Source organism: Tardiphaga sp. 768_D3_N2_1, assembly GCF_052076105.1.
GTDB lineage: Bacteria > Pseudomonadota > Alphaproteobacteria > Rhizobiales > Xanthobacteraceae > Tardiphaga.
Genome location: NZ_CP197245.1, coordinates 923,049 through 947,665 on the forward strand (window position 1 = coordinate 923,049; position 24,617 = coordinate 947,665).

Below are 24,617 nucleotides of genomic sequence, written 5' to 3' on the forward strand. Positions count from 1 at the left end.
TCAGGTCAAGCTCAGTTCTTGACGATGACCGTCGCGCCGACCGAGACGCGGTTATAGAGGTCGGTGACATCTTCATTGGTCATACGGAAACAGCCCGAGGACACGGCCTGGCCGATGGTCTCCGGCTCGTTGGAGCCGTGGATGCGATACAGCGTCGAGCCGAGATACATGGCGCGGGCGCCGAGCGGGTTGTCGATGCCGCCGGGCATGTGGCGGGGCAGGTCGGGCCGGCGGGCGAGCATCTGGGCCGGCGGGGTCCAGCTCGGCCATTCCTTCTTGGCGGTGACGCGGTGGACGCCGCCCCAGCGGAAGCCGTCGCGGCCGACGCCGATGCCGTAGCGCAGCGCCTGGCCGCCCGGCTGCACCAGATAGAGCCGGCGCTCGGCGGTGTTCACCACGATGGTGCCCGGGGCGTAATTGCTGTGGAAGCCGACGGTCTGGCGCTGGATCGGGCCGGAGCTGTTACCGCCGCCATTGCCGAAATTGGAGAAGAAGTTGGAAAGCGACGGGGAATCGTCGACCTCGAAGTCCTGCGCCCGGGGCTGGTTGCGGACGCGTGCATCGGCAGGAAACGCAATTGTGGTGAACGTGGCTGCGGCAAAAAAGAGAGCAAAAAGGCGCTTCATCATGGTCCTCGCCAGAAAAAATTGAGGCCCAAGACAGGCCATAAATCGCCATGATCCGCAAGCCACGGCCGTGTGAGCGGAGGGCCGGATGGAGCGATAATAACCGGCGTTTCAGCCCGCCCCGCAGGGCTCACAACGAAGCCTTGCGTTCCGACCCTTTGACGAGCCCCCCGAACAATGGTTCATCAGCCCCCGAGATCGAGAAACCGAGATTACGAACCAAATCAAACGGAGTGAGACGATGAACGGTGCGGAAAGCCTGGTGCGGACATTGGTCGCGGGCAATGTGGATGTCTGCTTTGCCAATCCAGGAACGTCGGAAATGCATTTCGTTGCGGCGCTCGACCGCGTCGAAGGCATGCGCTGCGTGCTCGGCCTGTTCGAAGGCATCGTGACCGGTGCTGCAGACGGTTATTACCGCATGAAGGGCACTCCGGCCTCGACGCTGCTGCATCTCGGCCCCGGCCTCGCCAACGGCCTTGCCAACCTGCACAACGCCAAGAAGGCCAATTCGGGCATCGTCAACATCGTCGGCCAGCACGCCGTCTATCACATCGAATACAACGCGCCGCTGACCTCGGACATCGAGGGCCTCGCCCGCCCGATGTCGCAGTGGGTGCACACCTCGCCGGATTCCAAGTCGGTGGCCAAGGACGGCGCTGCAGCAATTGCCGCCGCGAGGGATCGCCAGATTGCCACGCTGATCCTGCCCGCCGACACTGCATGGGGCGCGGCCGATGGCGTGGCCTCGGTGCCGGCCGAGAAGCAGAGCGCCGGCTATTCGGCACAGGCCGTCGAGACCGCCGCCAGGATCATGAAGGACGGTGGCGCCTCGACGCTGCTGCTGATGACCGGCCAGGGGCTGACCGAGAAGGGCCTCGCGCTCGCCGAGCAGATCGCCGGCAAGACCGGCTGCAAGGTGATGGGCCAGACCTACAATCCGCGCATGGCGCGTGGCCGTGGCCGTTTCTCCATCGACCGCATTCCCTATGTGATCGAGTCGGCGCTGCCGATCCTGAAGGACTTCAAGAACATCGTGCTGGTGGAAGCCAACGATCCCGTCGCCTTCTTCGCCTATCCGAACAAGCCGAGCATGCTGAAGCCGGAAGGCTGCGAAGTGCACCGCGTGACCGCTGGCGGTGAGAATTCCATCGCTGCGCTGGAAGCGCTGGCCGGTGCGCTCGGCGCCAAGCCATCGGATGTGAAGCCGCAGAAGCTCGCCGAACTGGTGAAGCCGACCGGCGCGCTGAACCACACCACGATCGCGCAGGCGATCGCCTATGCGATCCCGGAAAACGCCATCGTGGTCGACGAGTCGCTGACCACCGGTCGCGGCTTCTTCCCGCCGACCGCAGCGGCCGCGCCGCATGACTGGCTGCAGAACATGGGCGGTTCGATCGGCTTCTCGACCCCCGTCGCCACCGGCGCCGCGGTGGCCTGTCCGGATCGCAAGGTGATCTGCATGGTCGGTGACGGCAGCGCGATGTACACGCTGCAGTCGCTGTGGACGCAGGCCCGCGAAGAGCTCGACATTACCACCATCGTGTTCGCCAATCGCAAGTATCAAATTCTGCTCGGCGAATTCGCCGGCGTCGATGCCGGCGAGCCCGGTCAGCGCGCGCTCGACATGCTCAACCTCGATCGCCCGGCGCTCGACTGGGTATCGCTCGCCAAGGGCATGGGCGTGCCCGGCGTCTCGGTGTCCAACGTCGACGACTTCAACAAGGCGCTCGCCAACGCGCTCGCCGCGAAGGGGCCGAAGCTGATCGAAGTGGTGATGTAAGCAGCGGCTGAGCCGTAGCTGACAAATACCCCGCTACCAGGTGGGTGGCTGCCAAATAGAGAAAGGCTCCGGATCACTCCGGAGCCTTTTCATCAGGGACTGACGAGCAGCGCTTAAGAGTCAGACTTAGTTGCCGCCGCCGTCACCCGAGGTGCGGTCTGTGTCTGGAACAAAATTTGTGCGCTTGCGTTGCAAGAGGTCAGCGACCGTACAGACAAGTTATTTCAGCGCACTCGTAAGATCAGATGGCAAAAAATCGTTGGGACGACGAACAGATTGAAATTTTGAAAGGGCTTATCGCGCGTAAAATATCTCTGGCCAGAGCCGCGGTGATCATGAAACGTCCGCAGAGTTCCGTACAGATCCAGGCGCGCCGACTCGGAGCACCGTTCCCCGGTGTTCGAGCGATCAAGGCGCGGTTGAAGGCCCAATTTGATGAAGCCGAGAAGAAAGCATTGCGGTGAAGAGCGCGATTGAGCTTGTCGTTGCCGCCTATGTCGACACAAACCAGCTAAGTGCGTTGCAAGATCTCAAGGTCCACCGCGAAACACTGGCGGCATCAGTGCGCAACAGAATTGATTTTAATTTCGGCGTGCTGCTCGGGCAGCTCGACGATGACATCCGCGAGATCGAAGCCGGTATTCGGCGATTGCGCGCTACGATGGAAGCGCGGCCAGCCATCGAGTCCTAAGGTGATGCGCGTCGGCTACGGTGCCAGGTCCGCCGTCTGTTCGCTCCAGCGCAGATAGTCGCGTGGCGAGATCCCCATCGAACGGCGGAACATGGCGCTGAATGCACTCGGACTATCATAACCGAGATCCAGCGCCACATTGGTCACCGGCTCGCGCATGGTGAGGCGCGATAGCGCTTCCATCAATCGCACCTGCTGGCGCCATTCGGCGAAGCTCATGCCGGTCTCGCGGCGAAACAGCCGTGTCAGCGTCCGTCGGCCGAGGCCGCCAATCTGCGACCAGGATTCCAGATCCTGATTGTTGCCGGGCTCGCGCAGGATCGCTTCGCAGATACGCGCGAGGCGGCGGTCCTGCGGCATCGGCGCGCGCAATGGTACCGCGGGCATGCGACCGATTTCAGCCAACAGCAAATTCATGATCTGGCCTTCGCGGCCATCCATGTCGTATTCGGTCGGGAAAGTGACCGCTTCATTGAGCAGCGCGCGTACCAGCGAGGAGACTTCCATCAATTGGCACGATATTGGCAGGCCGACCGTCGCTTTGGGTTCGACGTAAAGCGTGCGGAGTTGCACGGTGCCCCAGCAGCGGCTTTGATGGACCACGCCAGGCGGGATCCACAGCGCGTGCTGCGGTGACACGGTCCAGCTGCCGGTCTCGGTGATCACGGTCATGACACCGGTCAGGCCGTGGAGGAACTGGGCCCGGCGATGGCTGTGCCGGACGCCGACGCCGCCCGAGGAGAATTCGGCAGCCATCGCAACCACGGGGCGCTGTGCGCCTTGCAGTGCATCGGCGCGGCGGCCACTGGCCTCGAAGCCGGAAAAACTCACCAAGGCCGGCGGCACGACGCGCTGGCGCGGCGTGTTGCATGAAATTGAAGAGATATGGCCCATACGCGACAAATCCTGACCCTGTGAAGACGGAGATGATGCGCCGAGATCGTACCTTGGGATAGAGGTTTTGAGCGCATCGTTCCGGACGTTGCCATTCTCAAAGCAGGCTTCATGCCACTGGCAGAAATAAACGCAGGAATTCGATGACCCGCATTACCCTGATGACCACTTTGTCCAACACGATGGGCTTCCTGGATGACCACCTGAAGCGGACGGTTCCCGGTGCAGTCGTAACCACTTGGCCGGAGCAGGGCGCTCTGGACGGGGAAGTCGTGGTCTGCTGGAAACCGCCTGCGGGCGTGATGGCGACCATGCCGAATTTGCGGCTGATCCATTCCATCGCCGCCGGTGTGGACAACGTGCTGTCCGACACCGCGCTGCCGGACCTGCCGCTCTGCCGGATCGTCGATCCGCTACTGGGGAAGGCGATGGCCGAATATGTGCTCTGGGGCACGCTGTATTTTCATCGCGAATTCGATCGCGTCACCGCCAATGCCCGCAATGGTCACTGGCATCGCTACGATCAGGTCGCTGCCGCCGACAAGCGCGTCGGTATCCTCGGTCTCGGCACCCTCGGAATCCAGGCTGCCACTCTCCTGAAATCGGTCGGTTATAAGGTCTCCGGTTGGTCACGCTCCGCAAAACAGGTCGAGGGCGTGGAGGTCTTCGCCGGCGATGCCGCGCTCGACGACTTCCTGGCGCAGGCCGACATTCTGGTCTGCCTGCTGCCGCTGACGCCGAGCACGGTGGGAATCCTCAATGCGGACCGTTTCGCCCGCCTGCCGAAGGGAGCAGCGCTTATTCTCTGCAGCCGTGGCGAGCATCTGAACATCCCCGATCTCGTCGCATCGTTGCGTTCGGGCCATCTGCGCGGCGCCATACTTGATGTGTTCGACAAGGAACCGCTGCAGCCGGGCAATCCGCTGTGGACGGAGCCGGGTGTCCTGGTGACACCGCATATGGCCGGATTGGCCAAACCGCGCGTCATTGCCGAGCAGATTGCCGAGAATATCCGCCGTCTCAAGACTGGAGAGATTCTACTCAACCGCGTCGATACGGCACTCGGATACTGAATGCCTGCTCATTCACGGAGCGGGCTCGGTTCTCGGACCACGCCGGCCCGATCGCGATGATGATCGGCCCGGCGGCAGCGGCGGCTTGAATTTTGCAAGCTCATCCTTGCGCGTCAGTGCAACCCTGACGTTCAACCCTCTGTCCATCGGGAGAGCTGAATGAACCGACGAGAGTTTGCGAAACTGCTGGGTCTGAGCGCTACGGCGCTCTCGGGCATCCCGCTCGGTATCACCCGGGCCACGGGGCAGACCAGAGGCGGTACGCTCAATACGATCATCCAGCCCGAGCCGCCGATCCTGGTCACGGCGATCAATCAGCAGCAGCCGACCCTCACCGTAGGTGGCAAACTCTATGAGAGCCTGCTGCGTTACGATTTCGATCTCAAGCCGATTCCCGGTCTTGCCAAATCCTGGGAGGTTTCGCCGGACGGGCTGACCTACACGTTCAAGCTGTTCCCGAACATCACGTTTCACGACGGCAAGCCGCTGACGTCGGAAGACGTCATCTTCACCATGACCAAGGTGCTGATGGAAACCCATGCGCGCGGTCGCGTGACATTTGCGCGCATCGCAAAGGCGGAAGCGCCCGATCCGCTGACAGTGATCTTCACGCTGAAGTCGCCCTTCGCGCCGTTCCTGACGTCGCTGGATTGCACCACGGCGCCGATCGTGCCGAAGCACATCTATGAAGGTACCGATTATCGTAAGAACCCCGCCAATGCGCAGGCAATCGGCTGCGGTCCGTTCAAGCTCAAGGAGTGGGTCAAGGGATCGCACATCCATTTTGTCCGGCACGAAGGTTACCATCGGCCGGGCGAGCCCTATCTCGACGAAATCATCTACCGCGCGATCCCCGATGGTGCGTCGCGTACCGTGGCGGTCGAGCAGGGCAAGGTGCAGTTGACGCAGTGGGGCGATATCGAATTCTTCGAGGTGCCGCGGCTGTCGAAACTGCCGAATTACGAGGTGTCCACCAAGGGCTACGAATTCTTCGCGCCGCATCAATGGATCGAACTCAACAACCGCGTCAAGCCGATGGACGACAAGCGCTTTCGTCAGGCCGTGATGCATGCGATCGACCGCAAGGCGATGCTGCAGCGAATCTATTTCGGGCTCGGCAAGCTGGCGACCGGCCCGATCTCGTCGAAGACGCGGTTCTACGACAAGAACGTCAAGACCTATGACTACTCCGTCGACAAGGCGAAGGCGCTGCTCGACGAGATGGGGCTGAAACCGAGGCCGGACGGCAAGCGCGTCTCGCTGCGCTATCTGATCTCGCCAGTCAGCGAGGCCAATACGCGGGCTGCCGAATTCCTGCGCCAGTCGCTCGGGCGCGTCGGCATTGATCTGCAATTGCAGACCACCGATATCGCCGGCTGGGCGCAGAAGTTCGCCGATTGGGATTACGATATGACCGCCAACCTGGTCTACCAGTTCGGCGATCCCGCGCTCGGTGTGGCGCGCACCTACATCACATCGAATATCAAGAAGGGCATCCTGTTCTCGAACACCGCCGGCTATTCCAATCCGGAAGTTGATCGCCTGTTCGAAGAAGCAGCCGTGGCGACATCCGATGACAAGCGGCAGGAGCTTTATAGTCAGGTCCAGAGAATTCTCGTCGAGGACGTTCCAGTGGTCTGGACGTTCGAGCAGGACTATCCGAACTTCATCGACAAGCGACTGAAGAACGTGTTGTCGACGGCGATCGGGGTGCACGAGACGTTCGGGGCGGTGAGCTTCGGATGACGTTGAACGCTTCAAATATCTTTGCTACAAAGGAATTAAGATGAACAGACGTGAATTCGCGAAGCTATTGGGTTTGAGTGCAACTGCGCTTTCGGGAATTCCCCTCGGCGTCACGCGCGCCGTCGGTCAGACCAAGGGTGGCACGCTCAACACGATCATCCAGCCCGAGCCGCCGATCCTGGTGACCGCGCTCAATCAACAGCAGCCGACGCTGACTCTCGGCGGCAAGATCTATGAGAGCCTGCTGCGCTACGGCCCCGATCTCAAACCGCTGCCCGGTCTCGCTGAATCCTGGACCGTTTCGCCGGATGGTCTTGTCTATACGTTCAAGCTGTTTCCAGGCATTACCTTCCATGACGGCAAGCCGTTGACGTCGGAAGATGTGGTGTTCTCGGTGACCAAGGTCCTCGTCGAAACCCACGCGCGTGCGCGCGGCACCTTCCTGCGCATCGACAAGGCCGAAGCGCCCGATCCGCTCACGGTCGTGTTCACGCTCAAAGCGCCGTTCGCGCCATTCCTCAATTCGTTCGATTGCACGACCGCGCCGATCGTGCCGAAGCACATCTATGACGGCACCGATTTTCGCAAGAACCCGGCCAATGCGCAGGCGATCGGCTCGGGTCCGTTCAAGCTCAAGGAATGGGTCAAGGGCTCGCACGTTCATCTCGTCAAGCACGAGGGCTATTACCGCAAGGGCGAGCCGCATCTCGACGAGATCATCTACCGCGTCATTCCGGACGCTGCATCGCGGGCTGTCGCGCTCGAACAGGGCAAGGTCCAATTGACGCAGTGGACCGACGTCGAACTGTTCGATGTCGCGCGTCTCTCGAAGCTGCCCAATGTCGAAGTGACCACCAAAGGCTACGAATTCTTCGCGCCGCATTTCTGGCTGGAGTTCAATCTGCGCGTCAAGCCGATGGACGACAAACGCTTCCGTCAGGCCGTCATGTTCGCGGTCGATCGCAAGGCGCTGCTACAACGCGTGTTCTTCAATCTCGGCAAGGTGGCAACCGGCCCCGTTTCGTCGAAGACGCGGTTCTACGAAAAGGATGTCAAGCAGTACGATTACTCGCTGGACAAGGCGAAAGCTCTGCTCGACGAGATGGGTCTGAAGCCCGGAGCGGACGGCAAGCGCGTCAGCATCAAATTCCTGGTTCCGCCCTATGGCGAAATCTGGCAGCGCTCGGCTGAATATTTCAAACAGTCGCTCGGTCGTGTCGGCATCGATCTGCAACTGGAAAATCTCGATCTCGCCGGATGGGCCGAACGCACCAGCAACTGGAATTACGAGATGACCTGCAATCTGCTCTACCAGTTTGGCGATCCCGCACTGGGCGTGTCGCGCAGTTACATCACGGCGAATATCCGCAAGGGTATTCTGTTCTCAAATATCGCGGGCTATTCCAATCCGGAAGTAGACCGGCTATTCGAAGAAGCCGCCGTGGCGACCTCTGACGCAAAGCGCCAGGAACTCTACACGGCCGTGCAGAAAATCGTCGTAGAAGAAGTCCCGATCGCATGGATGGTCGAGCAGGACTTCCCCAACTTCATCGACAAGCGGTTGAAGAACGTCATCACCACCGGAATTGGTGTGCACGAGACCTTTGGAGCCGTGACGCTCGGTTGAAGCTGAGGTTACTGAAGGTCACTTGATGGCTTAGCTGTAGCCGGACGTGCAAGCGTCCGGCTACAGCTACTGTCAAGCGTCAATGTTTAAAGGAAGAGGCTATGAATAGACGTGAATTCGCGAAGCTGATGGGCGTGAGCGCGGTTGCGCTCTCGGGTATCCCCCTCGGCATCACCCGTGCCGCTGGCCAGACGAAGGGCGGCACGCTGAACACGATTATTCAGCCTGAGCCTCCGATTCTCGTCACCGCACTGAACCAGCAGCAGCCGACGCTGACGCTGGGCGGCAAGATCTATGAGAGCCTGCTGCGCTACAGCCCCGACCTCAAGCCGATGCCCGGCGTCGCGCAGTCCTGGGAGGTCTCGCCCGATGGCCTCACCTATACGTTCAAGCTGTTCCCGGGCATCACCTTCCACGACGGCAAGCCGCTCACTTCGGAAGACGTCGCGTTCTCCATGACCAAGATGCTGCCGGAGACGCATGCGCGTGCGCGTGCAATCTATTCGCGCATCGACAAGGCCGAGACGCCCGATCCGCTCACGGTCATCTTCAAGATGAAGGCGCCGTTCGCGCCGTTTCTCACCGCGCTCGATTGCACCACTGGCCCGATCGTGCCGAAGCACATCTATGACGGCAGCGACTTCCGCAAGAACCCGGCCAATGCGCAGGCGATTGGCTCGGGTCCGTTCAAGCTGAAGGAGTGGGTCAAGGGGTCCCACGTCCATCTCGTTCGCCATGAAGGCTATTACCGCAAGGATGAGCCATATCTCGACGAGGTTATCTATCGCATCATTCCGGATGCCGCGTCGCGCTCACTGGCGCTGGAGCAGGGCAAGATCCAGCTCACGCAATGGAACGATATCGAGTTTTATGATGTCGCTCGCCTGTCGAAGCTGCCGAACTATGAGATGACCACCAAGGGGTACGAATACTTCGCTCCGCATCAGTGGCTTGAGCTCAACAATCGCGTCAAGCCAATGGACGATAAGCGCTTCCGTCAGGCCATTGCGCATGCGCTCGATCTGAAGTCGATGGCGCAGCGCGTCTATTTCGGCATGCCCAAGATCGCGACCGGTCCGGTGTCCTCGAAGACACGTTTTTACGAAAAGGACGTCAAGCGTTACGACTACTCGCTCGAGAAGGCCAAGGCATTGCTCGACGAGATGGGCCTGAAGCCGGGTGCGGACGGCAAGCGCGTCACGCTCAAATATCTGATCCCGCCCTATGGCGAGGTCTATCAGCGTGCCGGCGAGTTCATTCGCCAGACGCTCGGTCGTGTGGGCATCGACATCCAGCTTGAGAACACCGACGTCGGCGGCTGGGCCGACAAGTTCAGCAACTGGGATTACGAGATGACCGGCAACCTGGTCTATCAGTACGGTGATCCCGCGCTCGGCGTGTCGCGCACCTACATTTCGTCCAACATCAAGAAGGGCATCCTGTTCTCGAACACCGCCGGCTATTCCAATCCGGAGGTCGACAAGCTGTTCGACGAGGCAGCATCCGCAACTGACGATGCCAAGCGTCAGGAGCTTTACAGCAGGGTGCAGAAAATCCTGGTCGAGGATGTGCCGGTGATCTGGATGTTCGAAGCCGCTTACCCGACCTTCATCGACAAGCGCCTGAAGAATGTCACCTCGACCGGTGTCGGCGTCCACGAGTCGTTCAGCTCGGTGAGCTTCGGATGACCTCGGCATCAATCAACAGCGGCGGCCGCATTTTCGCGGTCGCCCTCGCTCTCGCGGGATGGTTTGTCAAATTCGTCGCGGTCGTTCTGGTCATTGCGACCTTCAACTTCATTCTGGTGCATGCCGCACCTGGTGATCCCGCGCAGGTGATCGCCGGCCAGAGCGGCGCATCGGATGAAAAGCTTCTGGCGCAGCTGCGCGCTGAATACGGGCTCGACAAACCCTATCCAATTCAGCTTGCCAACTATCTGAAGCGCGTCGTGACGCTCGACCTCGGCTATTCCTATCGTCAGCAGCGCACCGTAGCGTCGCTCATTCTCGAACGTCTGCCGGCGACTCTGCTGCTGACGGCGACGGCGTTCACCCTCGCGCTTCTGTCAGGCATCATTCTCGGCACGCTCGCGGGCGTTCGCGCCGGCAAGTGGTCGGATACGTTGCTGACCATCGTCTCGCTGCTGCTCTATGCGACGCCGGTGTTCTGGCTCGGCCTGATGCTGGTGCTGCTGTTCTCTGTGCAGCTCGATTGGCTGCCGGCCTTTGGTTACGTCACCATCGGTGTGCCGATGACGACACTGCAGCGGATGGGCGATATCGGGATGCATCTCATCCTGCCGGCGGTGTCGCTCGCAGCCGTCTATCTCGCTATCTATACGCGCTTGATGCGCTCCTCGGTGCTCGACGTCACCCATCAGGACTTCATCAAGACCGCCAAGGCGAAAGGCCTGAAGCAGGGCCGCATCATCATTCGCCATATTCTGCGCAATGCGATGCTGCCCATCGTCACGGTGGCCGGCATGCAGGCCGGTGCGCTGGTTGGCGGTGCTGTGGTGATCGAGACCGTGTTCGCCTGGCCCGGCCTCGGTCGTCTCATCTATGACGCGCTTCTGCAGCGCGACTATCCGGTGTTGCTCGGTGTGTTCCTGGTAATGTCGGTGATCGTGATCGCACTCAATCTTCTCACCGATACGATCTACCGGGTGATCGATCCGCGCGTCTCTGTGCGTGCGGCGTCGTGAACGGGGTTATATGATGTCCACGCTCAAATCGTTTCTCCGCCACCCCACCGGGATGATCGGTCTGTTCGTCCTCCTTGCGGTGGTCATTCTCGCGGTGTCGGCGCCGTGGTTGTTTCCGGATGACCCTTGGGACATGGTCGGTGCGCCGTTCCAGCCGCCACTCAGCGAGGGGCTCTGGCTCGGCTCCGATATGCTCGGCCGCGATGTCGCCGCCGGCATCGCGCATGGCGCACGCATCTCGCTGATCATCGGTGTGATCTCGACGCTGACCTCGCTGGTCATCGGTGTCACCATCGGCGCAACCGCCGGCTATTTCGGCGGTAAGGTCGACGAGGTGATGATGCGCATCACCGAACTGTTTCAGACCATCCCGGGCTTCATCCTCGCCATCCTGCTGGTCGCGACGCTCGGGCCTAAGATCTCCAACGTCATCTTTGCCATTGGCATCGTGAGCTGGCCGCCGCTGGCACGCTTGACGCGCGCCGAGTTCATGCGGCTGCGCGGGCGAGAATTCGTCCAGGCTGCGGTGTGCCAGGGCCAGCGTCCACTCACCGTGGTGCTGCGCCGTATTCTCCCGAACGCAATCTCGCCGATCATCGTCACCGGATCGCTCGCTGTCGCCAGCGCCATCCTGATCGAAAGCGCGTTGAGCTTCATGGGTCTCGGCGATCCCAATCTGATGTCATGGGGCTTCATGATCGGTGCCGCGCGCACCGTGATTCGTCAGGCATGGTGGATGAGCGTGTTTCCCGGTCTCGCCATTCTGCTCACCGTGCTCGCCATCAATCTTGTCGGCGAAGGTCTCAACGACACGCTGAACCCCCGTATCTCACGCAAGCGATAATATCCATGACCGACAAAACATTGCTTGCCATCGAGAACGTCTCCATCAGCCTGCCGCCGGGCGCGGATCGTCCTTTTGCGATCGAAGGCGTGTCGCTGACTGTCAATCGCAATGAAATCGTCTGTCTGGTCGGTGAGTCCGGCTCTGGCAAGTCGATGACCGCGCATGCGATCCTGCGACTGCTGCCTGACCGGACGGGTGTCGCGCAAGGCAGCATCAGCTTCAATGGCAACGATATCGCCAAGGCCGATGAGCCGACGATGCGCAAGCTGCGCGGCGGTGCCATCTCGATGATTTTCCAGGAACCGCTGAGCGCGCTCAATCCGCTGGCTCGCGTCGGCCAGCAGATCGCGGAATCAATCATCACGCACACCAAGCCGGTGCCTTCCAAGGAAGCCGTGGACGCACGCGTGCAGGAGCTGATTCGCGGTGTCGGCCTGCCGGATCCGGTGGCACTTGCGCGCAGCTTCCCGTTCCAGCTCTCGGGCGGCCAGCGCCAGCGCATTATGATCGCCATGGCCATGGCCAACAATCCGGCGCTGCTGCTCGCCGACGAACCGACCACGGCGCTCGACGTCACCACGCAGAAGCAGATTCTTGCACTGGTGAAGAAGCTCCAGGCCGAGCGCGGTATGGGCGTGCTTCTGATTACCCACGACTTTGGCGTCGTCGCCGACGTTGCCGACCGCGTGGTGGTCATGCGCAATGGCCGCGTCGTTGAGCAGGGGACCGTTGATGAAGTGCTGCGCAATCCGAAGGACGATTACACCAAGAGCCTGATCGCGGCCGTTCCCGGCGCGCGCTCGCTGACCAGGGCCGATCGCAAGATCACCGGCGAGCCACTGCTTGATGCGGTCGGTCTGAACAAGACCTTCATCACCAAGCAGGGCATGTTCCTGCCGCCGCGGCGAACCGACGCGGTGCAGAACATCTCACTGGGTCTGAAGGCGCGCGAGACGGTGGCGATCGTTGGGGAGTCCGGTTCTGGCAAGTCCACGCTCGGGCGGCTGATCATGCGGCTGATCGAGCCCGACACCGGTTCGGTGCATTTCGACGGCAGGGATCTGCTGTCACAGCGCGGCGAGCGGCTGCGTCAGATGCGTCGCAAGATCCAGATCGTGTTCCAGGATCCCTTCGCGGCGCTTGATCCGCGCCAGAAGGTGGGCGACGCCATTGCCGGCGGCCCGATTGCCTATGGCACGCCGGCCAAGGAAGCGATGGCCGATGCCAAGCGTCTGCTGGCCCGCGTCGGCCTGCAGGACAGCGCCGCCAGCCGCTATCCGCACGAATTCTCTGGCGGTCAGCGGCAGCGCATTTGTATCGCGCGTGCGCTGGCGCTGAAGCCTTCAGTGCTGGTGGCTGACGAAGCGGTCTCGGCGCTCGACGTCTCGGTACAGGCGCAGGTGCTGCAGCTTCTCGCCGAGCTGCGCGAGGAAATGAACCTGGCGATGATCTTCATCACCCATGACCTGCGCGTCGCCGCTGAAATCGCCGACCGCATCGTGGTGATGCGGCGCGGCGAGATCGTCGAACAAGGCGAGACGCAGACAATCTTCCAGAACCCGAGCGACGCCTATACCCGCGCGCTGCTGGATGCGATCCCCGGCCGCGCGATGTTCGCCGGTCCGGGCGCCAGGCAGGCCGAAGTCGCTTCCGCATAAAAAAAGCCCGCCAGACTTTACGTCTGGCGGGCTTCGTCACCCTGCCGGTTCAGTCCAGCTTCACATTGGCTTCGGTCACGACCTTGCGCCAACGCGCCACTTCGCCTGACACCATCTTGCCGAAGTCGGCACCGGCCACATCAGGCACGTCAGAGCCGTTGCGCTCCCACGCTTCCTTGATCGCCGGCACCTGCAATGCGGCCTTCAATTCCTTCGCCATGCGCTCGACGATGTCCGGCGGCGTGCCCTTGGGCGCGAACAGCCCGTACCAGGTCGATACTTCATAATTCGGCAAACCGGCTTCAGCGGCCGTCGGCAGATCAGGGAAGGCCGCCACGCGCTTCGGCGCGGCGATCGCCAGCGCGCGGAGTTGCCCCGCGCGGATTGGTGCAGCCGACGAGCCAAGCCCGTCGAACACCACCGGCACGTGACCGGCGATCAGATCCTGCATGGCCGGACCAGCGCCGCGATAAGGCACATGCTGGATCTTGGTCTGGGTCAGGATCTTGAACAGCTCACCGGCCAGATGATGCGTCGTGCCAGCTCCGGCCGAACCATAGGAGAGCTTGTCCGGATTGGCCTTCGCATAGGCGGTGAATTCACTAAGCGTCTTGGCGGCGACCTTGTCGGGATTGACCACGATGACCTGCGGCGGCCGTGCGATCAAGGCGACCGGGACGAAGTCTTTTTCGATGTCGTAATCGAGATTGGGATAGAGCGACGGCGCGATCGCGTGATGCGCGGCGCCCATGAAGAAGGTGTAGCCGTCCGGTGCCGCCTTGGCGGCTGCCGAGGCGCCGACCGTGCCGCCGGCGCCAGCGCGATTCTCGATGATGACGCGTTTGCCGAGCTGGGTGTCGAGCTGTGCCGCCAGCGGCCGCGCAAAGGCATCGGTGCCGCCACCGGCGGCGAAGGGCACGATGAAGGTGACTTGCTTTTGAGGCCATGCCTGGGCGTGTGCGCCGTTGGCGATGGCCGAACAGCCTGCCATGATGGCAAGCAAGGCAACGTGAACGGCTTTGATCCGCACGGAATCCTCCCGATTTTGCTGCGTCATTGGCGACGCTTTGGCCTTATGTTCGGCGAGATGCGGCGCGGATGCAAGGCATCCGGGACCGGCGCAACTCACACTAAAGTCGGTATGGTTACGCCAATGGAACCGGGCAAGGCCGACAGTTGAGGCCTTTCGCCGCTGGCCACCCGCGGCTAGGCGCCCGCGGCCATTTTTTCCGCGGCGATCATCTCGATATGCGGGACTGCATCGACCAGTTCGCGGGTATAGTCCGTCTGCGGATTGTCGAACAGCGCATGGCTCTCGCCCTGTTCGACAATGGCGCCGTTGCGCAGCACGATGGTGCGCTGACACATCATGCGTACGACGTTGAGATCGTGGCTGACGAACAGAAAGGCCAGATTGTCTTCGCGGCGCAACCGGTCGAGGAGCTGCAGCACCACGGCCTGAACGGAGACGTCGAGGGCGGCGGTCGGTTCGTCCAGCACCAGAAGCTTCGGCCGGCAGGCAATCGCGCGGGCGATGCCGATGCGGGCTTTCTGGCCTCCCGATAGCTGGTGCGGAAAGCGCTCCAGCAGGTCCGCAGGCAGGCCAACGCGATGGGCACATTCGGCGACACGTTGCTTGAGCGCCGCGCCATTGCGCATGCCAAGCAGGCGGATCAGTGGGTGTGCGATACAATCGAAGGCGTTGAAGCGCGGATTGAGGCTGTCGTTCGGGTCCTGGAAGACGATCTGGATCTCGCGCCGCTGCGGCGCACGGTGGAATTCGCGCGCAGGAATATGGCTGATCGACTGGCCGTTGAAATTGATGGCGCCTTCGGTCTGATCGAGCAGCCGGCAGATCATCCGCGACGTGGTGCTCTTGCCGGAACCGGACTCGCCGACCAGGCCGACGCTCTCGCCGGGCGCAATCGCCATCGAGAAATTCTCGACACCGACGGTACCGTCGTCAAAACGCTTGACGAGGTCGAGCACCTCCAGCAGTGGCGGCGTGCCATGCGCCGGTTTGGGTGGCGGAGCGAGCGGGACGGCCGGCACCAGCAGCTTGTCGTCGTCGGTCACGAGGTCTTCGACCCGGGACGTCGCAGTCGGCGACGCAGCGACAAGACGCTTGGTGTAGGGATGTTGCGGCGACCTGAACAGCGTCAGGGCGTCGGCTTCCTCGACCAGTCTGCCCTGTTCCATCACCACGACGCGGCGGCAATAGCGGGCGGCGAGTCCGAGATCGTGGGTAATCAGGATCGTCGCCATGCCCCTTTCAGCGGCAATGCTGGCGAGGAGATCCATCACCACTTTCTGCGTGGTGACGTCGAGGCCGGTGGTCGGTTCGTCGGCGATCAGCAATGCGGGATTGCTGGAGATCGCCATGGCGATCATCACGCGCTGGCACATACCGCCGGACAATTCGTGCGGATAGGCGTTCATCCGCTTTTCGGGATCGCGGATTTTTACCGCGCGCAGCAGTTCGAGCGACTGTGTGCGGGCTTCCGATGTGGAGATCTTGCGATGCGCGAGAATGGCATCCGCGATCTGCTGGCCGATGGCGCGGATCGGATTGAGCGCGCCGCGTGGGTTCTGGAAGATCATCGCCATGGCGGCGCCATGCATCTCGTGCAGGCCGGCGCTGGTCATTCTGGTGATCTCGCGATCACGGAAGGTGATGCGCCCGCCAGTGATCTTGCCGGAGGCATCAAGCAGGCGCGTTGTTGCAAATCCTGTCACGGATTTACCAGAACCGCTCTCGCCGACGATCCCCAGCGTTTCGCCCTCGGCAAGCGAGAGCGAGATTCCGCGCACGGCCTCGACCGGGCCGCGGCGTGTGGAGAAGGTGACCTGAAGGTTTTCGATATCGAGCAGCGGCTTTGGTATCGTCATCACGTTCGCTGCGCTCATGTACGTTGTCTTGGATCAAGAATATCGCGCAGCCCGTCGCCGAGCAGGTTGAAGCACAGCACGGCGAGCATCAAAGCGAGGCCGGGGAACGCAACCAGCCACCATTTGCCAGTGGAGATGAAGCGCGCCCCTTCGGCGACCATGATGCCCCATTCCGGGGTCGGCGGTTTCACGCCGAGGCCGATGAAGGAGAGTCCGGCAGCATTGATGATCGCCCAGCCGAGATTGAGCGACATCTGCACCACCATTGCCGGCAAGACGTTCGGCAACAAAAAGCGCAGCACGACAGAGACATGGCTGTCGCCGCAGGCACGCGCGGCCTCGACCCAGCCGAGGTTGCGGCGGACGTTCACTTCGGCGCGGGCGAAGCGGATGTAGAAGGGCAGGTTGATGATCGCGGTGGCGATCACGATGTTCTCGACGCGATTGCCGAGTGCAGCGACCATGGCCATGGCCAGCACGAATAGCGGAAATGCCATCAGTACGTCGACGAAGCGGCCAACAGCGCGATCCAGCTTGCCGCCCGAATAGCCGCAGAGGGCACCAATGACGGCGCCCAGCGCGAAGGAGATGCCGACCGCAGAGACGGCGATGGCGAGGTCGAGCTGTGCGGCGACAATGATACGACTGAACACGTCGCGGCCGAGCTGATCGGTGCCGGCCCAATGTGCGGCACTCGGCGGCATCAGCGCGTTCTGAACGTTCGACGCGATGGGATCATAGGGCACGATCCACGGGCCGAAGATGCCGACAAAGATCAGCAGAGACGCGCCGACGGCTGCGATGCCGGTGATAGGATTGCCGCGCAGGATGAAGGCGGCGTGTTGAAGTGTTGCGCTGCTCATCCGATGGAAATCCTGGGATCGGCGATGCCATAGAGCACATCGACGACGAGATTGACGATAACGAAGACCGACGCCATCAACAGCACGAAGCCTTGCACCGGTGCGTAGTCCGACGATAGCAGCGCGTCGAGCGCGTAGGAGGCGACGCCGGGCCAGGAGAACACCTTCTCCACCAGCACATTAGCGCCGAGCATGGTCGAGAACACGATGCCGGCAATGGTGATGACGGGCAGGATCGCATTGCGCAGCGCGTAGGTGACGATGATCCGCCACCACGACAGGCCGACAGAACGCGCGGTGCGGACGAAATCGCTGCCGAGCGAGGCCAGCATCGAGGCGCGCGTGATGCGCGCCAATGGTGCGATCACGAACAGTGCCATGGTGCAGGCCGGCAGGATCAATTGCTTGAACGCGGCCCACCAGCCGTCAAAGTCGCCGGCGAGCGCAAAGTCGATCAACAGGAAGCCGGTATGTGCGGGCGGCAGCGTCGTGAAGATATCCACGCGTCCGGTCGGATCGGGCGACACGCCGAACAGATAATAGAAGATATAGATCAGCAGCAGGCCCGACACGAAGGTCGGGACGCAGACCCCGAGCGCGCAGAACAATCGTACGCCGTGATCGATCAGCGATCCTGGCTTCAGCGCCGCAAGGACACCCAGCGGGATTGCGAGAACAAGTGCGATCAGAAGCGCCGAGAATGTCAATTCGAGCGAAGCGGGCAGGCGTTCACGCAGGTCCTTGGTGACATTCTGGCCCGTCATCAGCGAACGGCCAAGATTGCCGCGGCCGACATCGTAGAGATACAGGAACAGTTGCTGCGGCACCGGCTTGTCGAGTCCCATTTGCTTGCGGATGGTCTCGATTTCTTCCTTGCCGGAGTTAGGTCCGGAGGCAAAGAACACAGCAGGATCGCCGGGCAATACGCGCATCAGTAGGAAGGTGAAGATCAGCACGCCGAACAACGCAGGGAGTGAGGATGCGAAGCGTCGTGCTGCACGGATGGCCGTTGCGCCCAGAGTCGTCATGATCGGTTACTCGTAGTCTTGGGCAGCTCGCTACAGTGACGTTTGCAAGCTGCGTAGATCCGAAGCGCCGCAGAACGGCGCTTCGGGATTTGCTCGCATGGTGCTCGGACGATCACTTCCGGCTGAGGTCGCGGTAATCGACCTGGCGATGGAACTGATAGGTGTAGCCCGTCAGGTTCGAGGCCATCACTGCGTCCTGGCTCGGCTGCCACAGTGGAATCTGGGGCATCAGGTCGAAGTTCATCGCATTCAGGACCTTGCCGTCTGCTTCGTACTTGGCCTTGTCGGCCTCGAAACGAGCCTTCTGCGCGACCGCGGTCAATTCGGCATTGTCGATGGACGAGTAGTTCCAGCGCTGATTGCCGGTGTAGAAATTGCGGTAGAAATAGTCGGTCGACGGTAGCCAGGCGACGACGCCCTCAGTGAAGAACGGCAGCTTCTTCTCGGTGATCTGCGTTGACATCTGGGCATCGGGCAGCTTCTGGATATCGACCTTGATGCCGATCTTGGCGAGGGATTCCTTCAGCAGCGCAGCCATTGGTTCGGCGGTCGCTGCTTGTCCGACGTTAAAGCTGAACGTGGTCGAGAAGCCGTCCGGATAGCCGGCGGCCTTCAGGTAGGCCTTGGCCTTTTCCAGATCGAGCTTGACGGGCTGGGGGATCGGGAACGCGCCTGATGGCGGCTTGCTGTCGGCCCAGGTCGCGCCGAACAGCGGCGCGCCGCGGCCGAACAGGGCCGCCTTGAACATGTCGTCATAGGGCAGTGCATAGGCCACGGCACGACGCACGTCCGGTTTGTCGAAGGGAGGCATCTGGTTGTTCATCGAGATGAAGGTGAGCGCATTGTATTGCGGCGTCGAGATCACCTGCAGCTTGCCCTTGGCCTCAAGTGCCTGTGCGTCGCTGGCCTGCAGGTCGATGACGATATCGGCGTCGCCCTTCTCGACCAGATTGGCGCGGGTCGCCGGTTCGGGCACCGACTGCACGATCAGGCGCTTGAAGAAGGCCTGCTTGCCGTCGGGGCCGCGATTCCAGGCATCGTTACGCTTCAGGATGACCTGCTCGCCGGGCTTGAACTGCTCGATGATGAACGCGCCGGATCCGGCGGTGTTCTCCTTGAGCCACGCTTGCGCCCACGGATCTTCCTCCGTGGCATGGGCCTTGGCGACTTTCGAGTTGATGATGATCGGATAGACGGTTGCGAGGTTCGGCAGCGCCAGCTTGTCTGGCTGCGGCAGTGTCACCTCGAACGTTGTGGGATCGATCACCTTGAACTGGCTGGCATCGGTGAGCGAACCGGTGAGCAACTGGGCCTTGCCGAGGACCTTGGCTGTGACGGCGCGGTCGAGCGACCATTTGACATCGTCGGCGGTGACCGGCGAGCCATCCTGGAATTTGGCATCCTTGCGCAGCTTGAAGGTGATCTTCAGGCCATCCGGGCTGACCGTGTAGGACTCCGCGAGTTCGCCGCGAATAGTGTCGAGATCGAACACCCACTTGCCGTTCAGCTGCTTGCGGCCGAACGAGACGAGACGGTCATAGGTCGAGAGGCTGACGGCAAAGGCCTCGCGGGTAGAGCCGGGAATGTTGGGATCGAGCGTGTTGACAGCGGCGCCGGTCACGTAGCGCAACGTCTCTGTGCGCGTTTGCGCCTTGGCAGGAACGGCGGCAGTGAAAAACGCCAGCGCTGCGGCGGCGCCGAGCATTTGCTTGGAATACATCAGTCCCATAACCCTATCCTCTGAATTCGACGGAAATTCTGAACGGACTCGCCAGTGCCGAGGCTGTCGAGCGACCCGTCCATTGAAGCAAGGAACGCGCCAAACGACGTCGATAGGTACCGGGCGGGAGGAGTTTTCCCGCTCGGGGATAATTTGGTTCGTTAGCTTTTCGCCGCAGCTTCCGGCTGCCTCGTGATGGTGACTTGTGGAATGTCGTAGGCCTCGAACGAGCTCCAGTATCGCTCGATATCTGCGCGGAACAAGCCGCGCGTCAGACCATGCACCAGTTTCGGAATTGCAGTTGTCATCGCATTGATCGATGACCCCGACGGACCGAAGCTCATGGTGGACGCAATTGCGAAAAGGTGGATGTCGGAGATCCACGGCGTCGTGCCGGGAACGCGTTCCGTCAGCGCGTAATCGTCCGCGAGATAGGGAAAACGGCCGAGGCGCGGGCTGAGTTCGGTATCCGGGGGCTGGTAGCGATCAGACCAGATCGCGATATTGCCGGCACAGCTCTGTAATTCGCGACGACTCGCAAAATCCATGTCGATGCCGGTACCGCAGATGACGAAGTCCGCGGTGAAGGTACCCTGTGGTGTCTGCAACCTCGTTTGGTTGCCCATTTTTTGTGCTGACTGAACGGGCGCGTTTTCGTGGAGATGGAAGCTGGCATGCCGCGCGCAGCGATCCCAGGTCGGCTGTGGGAAGCCCTCGCGCAAATCCATGAGCCGGCGCATGAAGCGCCAGCGCCAGGCATCGTCGAGTTCGCTGAAGTGACGTAGCAGGCCGCGGAAGGTTAGCCAGTGGTAGGGCTGCACGATCTGGATTTCCGCGCGGCGGCACAACAGATGCACCTCAGCGCCGGCTTCGAGCGCGGTTGCCGCATTGTCGAAGGCGGATGCGCCGGCGCCGATCACGGCGACGGTCTTGCCGCGCAGGGCTTCGAAATCGATGTCCGCGGATGCATTGACGCAGAGTGACCGTGGCAGGTGCTGGAGCTGCTCCGGAATCATCCAGTCGCCCATGCCTTCCTGGCCGGTGGCCAGAACGATCTTGCGCGCATGAATGACTTCGACGCCGCCGGCGCTTTGCACGGTGGCTGCAAGCAAGCCGTTCGCGGCGGGCCCAATGTCCAGGACTTCGCAGCTGTTACGCACAGGCACGCCGGTGATGCGCCTGAACCACAAGAGATAGTCCGCCCAGTGTCCGCGCGGGATGCGATCGAGCGCCTGCCAGTGATCCTTCCCGAACATGGCTTCGTGCCATGACTGATAGGTGAGGGACGGGATATCGAGATCGGGGCCGGTAAAGTGCTTCGGGCTACGCAGCGTCGGCATGCGGGCGTAGGTGAGCCATGGGCCTTCACGACCTTCCTCGGCCTTGTCGAGCACCAGGATGTTGGTCACTTGCGAACGTAACAGGCCGAAAGCCGCCGTGATGCCTCCCTGGCCGGCGCCGACGATGAGCACGTCGAGCGCCGGCCGGCCGTCGGGGGCCGTTTTCGGCGTGAGCCAGGGCATGTTCGGATGGGCAATCTTGTGGAGATCGTCGCGGACCTGCGCTTCCAGCGCGGCGAGAGCCTCATTCATGCTGCGAGCCACCCGCCATCGACCGGCATCACCGTGCCGGTGGTGAAGGAGGACGCATCGCTCGCCAGATGCAGCGCGGTCTGCGCGACTTCCTCGGCAAGGCCGAAACGCTTCATGGCGTGACGATTGCGCGAGGCCTCCCGCACGGGCTCGGGGTCGGCATGGCGGGCGAAGCTGCGGCGCAGCAGCGGCGTGTCGATCGCGCCCGGCGCGATGGCGTTGACGCGAATGCCATCGGTCGCGAAATCCACGGCCATGGTGCGCGTCAGGCTGATGATCGCGCCTTTCGCCGCGATATAGGCGCTGTTGCCCTTGCCGCCGGCGATCGCCAGTTGCGAAGCCAGTGTGATGATCGAACCCTTGCCTTGCTTCTGCATCTGCGGGATCGCCGCGCGCGCCCACAGCCATGTGCCGCCGATATTGGTGCGAAACACGGCGTCCCAATCCTCGGGGGCGGTGGTCAGAACGGTGCCGCCGACCGAAAAGCCGGCCGAGGTCATCAACACGTCGAGTTGACCGCGCCGCGCGACGATCTCGCCGATCACGGCCTGCGCGAAATCGCCGTCGCCGACATCGCCGACATGCATCGATGCCTTGTTTGCATTGGGGAGTGCCGCCAGTGTTTCCTTCAGACCGGCCTCGTCACGATCCACCAGCGCGACGAACGCGCCTTCCTGCGCGAACAGCATGGCACTGGCCTGACCGATGCCGGAGCCTCCGCCGGTGATGATTGCTGTAAGTCCCTGAAGCCTCATGTCATCATCCTCTACTGTGCCGCGCTGACCAGTCGATCAGATCCGCGGCTGAGTCGGCGCAGCCGAATTTGGCGCGCCATCCGAATTCCTGCTCCAATCGCGCGACCGATAACGGTGCCCGGTCGCTGTCGCTGTGCAGATCGATGGTCGGTGTTTCGCCGACGCCGGCCAGGCGGCAAACGAAGCCCGGATGGGATTCGGCCAATTGCTGTCCCCATTCCAGTGCTGACCACGGCGTGGCGGTTGAGATGTTGTAGAGGCGATGCTGCGTCTTCGGCGCCTCGATCAGCAAAGTCATGGCATCGGCGACATCGGGCGCATAGATCCAGTCCCGCACGCCGGAACGGACCAGAATGGCGGCGCTCTGCTTCGCGTGCGCCGTAAAAATCTGCATCAGCGGGCTAAGCGTATCGCGCACGCCTGTTGCACGCTCCCATGGTCCAAACACGGCGCTCAGCCGCACGCTGATGAAGTCGGTTTGCCAGAGCGCGGCGAGGCGAGCCGCGACCTTCTCGGATGCGAATTTGGTGATGGCGTAGAGCGAGACGGGATCGCAGGGCAGTTCTTCGTCGAGAACAGGATATTTGAATGCGGAGGTGCCGTATGCGCCGGCGGACGACAGATTGATCACCCGCTTTACGCCATGGCGACGTGCTGCGGCGAGAATCGGCGTTTGCGCCATCAGGTTGACTTGCAGGATGCTTTCCGGATCAGCGGCATCGCGCTCTGTGCCCGCGGTGATTGCGGCGCCGAGAACAATGGCATCGAAACCTTTTGCGATGACGCTGTCGATCAGTGCTCGGTCGAGTACATCGCCGACGATCACCGAAAGCCTGTCGCCAAAATCAGCGAAGGTACGCTGGGCTGACGGTGGCAGGCCCGAGCGGTCGAACAGGGTGACCACATGGCCGCGCTTCAACAGGGCTTCCGCGATATTCAATCCGACAAAGCCGGTGCCGCCAAAAACGAGAATCTTCATCGATCAGCCTATGAACCGCAGGGCGGTCCTTCGCCCCTCTTTGGACCATCGCGCTCCATGCCCCAAGCACGTTTTGCAGGCGTGCGACGCACACTTGAGTGGCAGTCCGGTGCAAGCAGAATCTGGGACAGCCGGAGCTTGTCGCATCTCCTGGCCGATGTCACTCGCCGGGCAAGGGCAGCGCATCAACGGCCGCGTAGCAGCGCACGATCGTCGCGCGCGCAGGCGGTGATGAATTCCAGCACCGCGCGTACTGACGGCTGATCGGTGAGATCGGGATGCGCCAGCAGCCAGATATCGGACAGGCTGGTCAGCTTCTGAGGCGCCACGCGCACCAGATCTGCATGGGCATCGCCGACGATGCATGAGAGCACGCAGATGCCGATTCCTGCGCGGACGGCTGCCAGCATATCCGCCTGCGACGAGCAGCGGATGGCGACGGTGGCGTCCTTGGTGATGTGGTCGCTCCAGCGCCCCAGTTCGGAATTCGTGGATTTGTCCGCAAAGCCGATAACCGTGTGATCTTTCCACGCACCGCGTTGCTCCGGCAGCGGGCATCGCGCCGCATAGTCGCGTGAGGCATAGAAGCCGACGCCGAGCCGTGCGATTTTCCGCCCGGTGAGATTTTCATCACCGGTCTGATAGAGGCGCAGCACGATGTCGGCTTCGCGCTTGCGGACGCTGACCGGAAACGGATGCGTCACCAGCTGGATCTCCACATGCGGATGTTCCCGGATGAACGCGCCGATATGCGGCATCAACCAGAAATTCGCGAGCGTCGGTCCAATGGATACTTTGACCACGCCGCGTGCGCTCTGGCCTGACGCGCCGGCAACAGCTTCGGCCTTCAGTGCGGCGTCCGCCATCGCCCTGGTGCTTTCGTGGAATCGGCGACCACGGGCAGTCAGCACCAGCCCTTCGTCGGACCGAACGAAAAGCTTGGTGCCGAGCTGCTTCTCCAGCGCCGCGACTTCCCGGCTGACGGTCGGGTGGCTGGTGCGCAATTGCCTTGCGGCCCCGAGATAGCTCCCGGCATCGACCACAGCGTTGAATGTGCGGCAGAGATCCCAATCCATATGTACAAATCCGGAATATCGGTTGTTCAAAATCGAACAATACGAGCGGACGGTCAAGCCCTATAG

At 61.9% G+C, this 24,617-nt stretch carries 21 protein-coding genes; 10 read left to right on the forward strand and 11 right to left on the reverse strand.

Annotation, left to right across the window (positions count from 1 at the left end):
• Positions 1–11: 11 nt before the first annotated feature.
• Positions 12–626, reverse strand: a complete 615-nt coding sequence (locus tag AB8A27_RS04375) for a L,D-transpeptidase (RefSeq protein ID WP_092149895.1) — start codon at positions 624–626, stop codon at positions 12–14.
• Positions 627–867: 241 nt separating this feature from the next.
• Between AB8A27_RS04375 and AB8A27_RS04380 the strand changes: the two genes are divergently transcribed.
• From AB8A27_RS04380 to AB8A27_RS04390, 3 genes are all read left to right on the forward strand, one after another.
• The gene (locus AB8A27_RS04380) at positions 868–2,409 is read left to right on the forward strand and encodes an acetolactate synthase large subunit (RefSeq protein WP_441240854.1); all 1,542 of its coding nucleotides are present in this window, start codon (positions 868–870) and stop codon (positions 2,407–2,409) included.
• Between the two features lie 245 nt (positions 2,410–2,654).
• Entirely contained in the window at positions 2,655–2,873 is a 219-nt protein-coding gene (locus tag AB8A27_RS04385; RefSeq protein ID WP_441240855.1) for a hypothetical protein, read from the forward strand.
• Entirely contained in the window at positions 2,870–3,100 is a 231-nt protein-coding gene (locus AB8A27_RS04390; RefSeq protein WP_441240856.1) for a hypothetical protein, read from the forward strand. The genes AB8A27_RS04385 and AB8A27_RS04390 overlap by 4 nt, the downstream gene beginning before the upstream one ends.
• 15 nt (positions 3,101–3,115) lie before the next feature.
• Here the strand turns inward: AB8A27_RS04390 and AB8A27_RS04395 are convergent, their stop codons facing one another.
• Complete coding sequence (locus tag AB8A27_RS04395; protein WP_441240857.1) at positions 3,116–3,994, reverse strand: AraC family transcriptional regulator; 879 nt, start codon at positions 3,992–3,994, stop codon at positions 3,116–3,118.
• Positions 3,995–4,137: 143 nt separating this feature from the next.
• Between AB8A27_RS04395 and AB8A27_RS04400 the strand changes: the two genes are divergently transcribed.
• From AB8A27_RS04400 to AB8A27_RS04430, 7 genes are all read left to right on the forward strand, one after another.
• Entirely contained in the window at positions 4,138–5,067 is a 930-nt protein-coding gene (locus tag AB8A27_RS04400) for a 2-hydroxyacid dehydrogenase (protein WP_441240858.1), read from the forward strand.
• A 159-nt stretch (positions 5,068–5,226) separates the two neighbouring features.
• Entirely contained in the window at positions 5,227–6,813 is a 1,587-nt protein-coding gene (locus tag AB8A27_RS04405) for an ABC transporter substrate-binding protein (protein ID WP_441240859.1), read from the forward strand.
• A gap of 40 nt (positions 6,814–6,853) precedes the next feature.
• A complete protein-coding gene (locus AB8A27_RS04410) occupies positions 6,854–8,440 on the forward strand; it encodes an ABC transporter substrate-binding protein (protein ID WP_441240860.1) in 1,587 nt (528 codons plus the stop codon).
• 101 nt (positions 8,441–8,541) lie between these two features.
• Positions 8,542–10,128 (forward strand): ABC transporter substrate-binding protein, encoded by a 1,587-nt coding sequence (locus AB8A27_RS04415; protein WP_441240861.1) that lies wholly within the window; start codon positions 8,542–8,544, stop codon positions 10,126–10,128.
• Positions 10,125–11,144 (forward strand): ABC transporter permease, encoded by a 1,020-nt coding sequence (locus tag AB8A27_RS04420; protein WP_441240862.1) that lies wholly within the window; start codon positions 10,125–10,127, stop codon positions 11,142–11,144. Before AB8A27_RS04415 ends, AB8A27_RS04420 begins: the two co-directional genes overlap by 4 nt.
• Positions 11,145–11,157: 13 nt before the next feature.
• Complete coding sequence (locus AB8A27_RS04425; protein ID WP_115033629.1) at positions 11,158–11,988, forward strand: ABC transporter permease; 831 nt, start codon at positions 11,158–11,160, stop codon at positions 11,986–11,988.
• Between the two features lie 5 nt (positions 11,989–11,993).
• Complete coding sequence (locus tag AB8A27_RS04430) at positions 11,994–13,649, forward strand: dipeptide ABC transporter ATP-binding protein (protein WP_441240863.1); 1,656 nt, start codon at positions 11,994–11,996, stop codon at positions 13,647–13,649.
• Between the two features lie 49 nt (positions 13,650–13,698).
• On the opposite strand, the gene AB8A27_RS04435 is transcribed toward AB8A27_RS04430, so the two are convergent.
• From AB8A27_RS04435 to AB8A27_RS04475, 9 genes are all read right to left on the reverse strand, one after another.
• Entirely contained in the window at positions 13,699–14,679 is a 981-nt protein-coding gene (locus AB8A27_RS04435; protein ID WP_441240864.1) for a Bug family tripartite tricarboxylate transporter substrate binding protein, read from the reverse strand.
• 176 nt (positions 14,680–14,855) lie between these two features.
• On the reverse strand, positions 14,856–16,556 hold the full coding sequence (gene nikE / locus AB8A27_RS04440; RefSeq protein WP_441240865.1) for a nickel ABC transporter ATP-binding protein NikE: 1,701 nt from the start codon (positions 16,554–16,556) through the stop codon (positions 14,856–14,858).
• The gene (locus AB8A27_RS04445) at positions 16,553–17,401 is read right to left on the reverse strand and encodes an ABC transporter permease (protein ID WP_315841066.1); all 849 of its coding nucleotides are present in this window, start codon (positions 17,399–17,401) and stop codon (positions 16,553–16,555) included. The genes nikE and AB8A27_RS04445 overlap by 4 nt, the downstream gene beginning before the upstream one ends.
• Positions 17,398–18,429, reverse strand: a complete 1,032-nt coding sequence (locus tag AB8A27_RS04450; protein WP_092149308.1) for an ABC transporter permease — start codon at positions 18,427–18,429, stop codon at positions 17,398–17,400. The genes AB8A27_RS04445 and AB8A27_RS04450 overlap by 4 nt, the downstream gene beginning before the upstream one ends.
• A 112-nt stretch (positions 18,430–18,541) precedes the next feature.
• Complete coding sequence (locus tag AB8A27_RS04455) at positions 18,542–20,158, reverse strand: ABC transporter substrate-binding protein (protein WP_441240866.1); 1,617 nt, start codon at positions 20,156–20,158, stop codon at positions 18,542–18,544.
• 152 nt (positions 20,159–20,310) lie between these two features.
• Positions 20,311–21,741, reverse strand: a complete 1,431-nt coding sequence (locus AB8A27_RS04460; RefSeq protein ID WP_441240867.1) for an NAD(P)-binding domain-containing protein — start codon at positions 21,739–21,741, stop codon at positions 20,311–20,313.
• The gene (locus AB8A27_RS04465) at positions 21,738–22,496 is read right to left on the reverse strand and encodes an SDR family oxidoreductase (protein WP_441240868.1); all 759 of its coding nucleotides are present in this window, start codon (positions 22,494–22,496) and stop codon (positions 21,738–21,740) included. The genes AB8A27_RS04460 and AB8A27_RS04465 overlap by 4 nt, the downstream gene beginning before the upstream one ends.
• A 4-nt stretch (positions 22,497–22,500) precedes the next feature.
• Positions 22,501–23,475: an NAD-dependent epimerase/dehydratase family protein gene (locus AB8A27_RS04470; protein WP_441240869.1), complete on the reverse strand. Its 975-nt coding sequence runs from the start codon at positions 23,473–23,475 to the stop codon at positions 22,501–22,503.
• Between the two features lie 185 nt (positions 23,476–23,660).
• Positions 23,661–24,551, reverse strand: coding sequence for a LysR family transcriptional regulator (locus AB8A27_RS04475; RefSeq protein ID WP_441240870.1), 891 nt, complete (start codon positions 24,549–24,551; stop codon positions 23,661–23,663).
• Between the last annotated feature and the right edge of the window lie 66 nt (positions 24,552–24,617).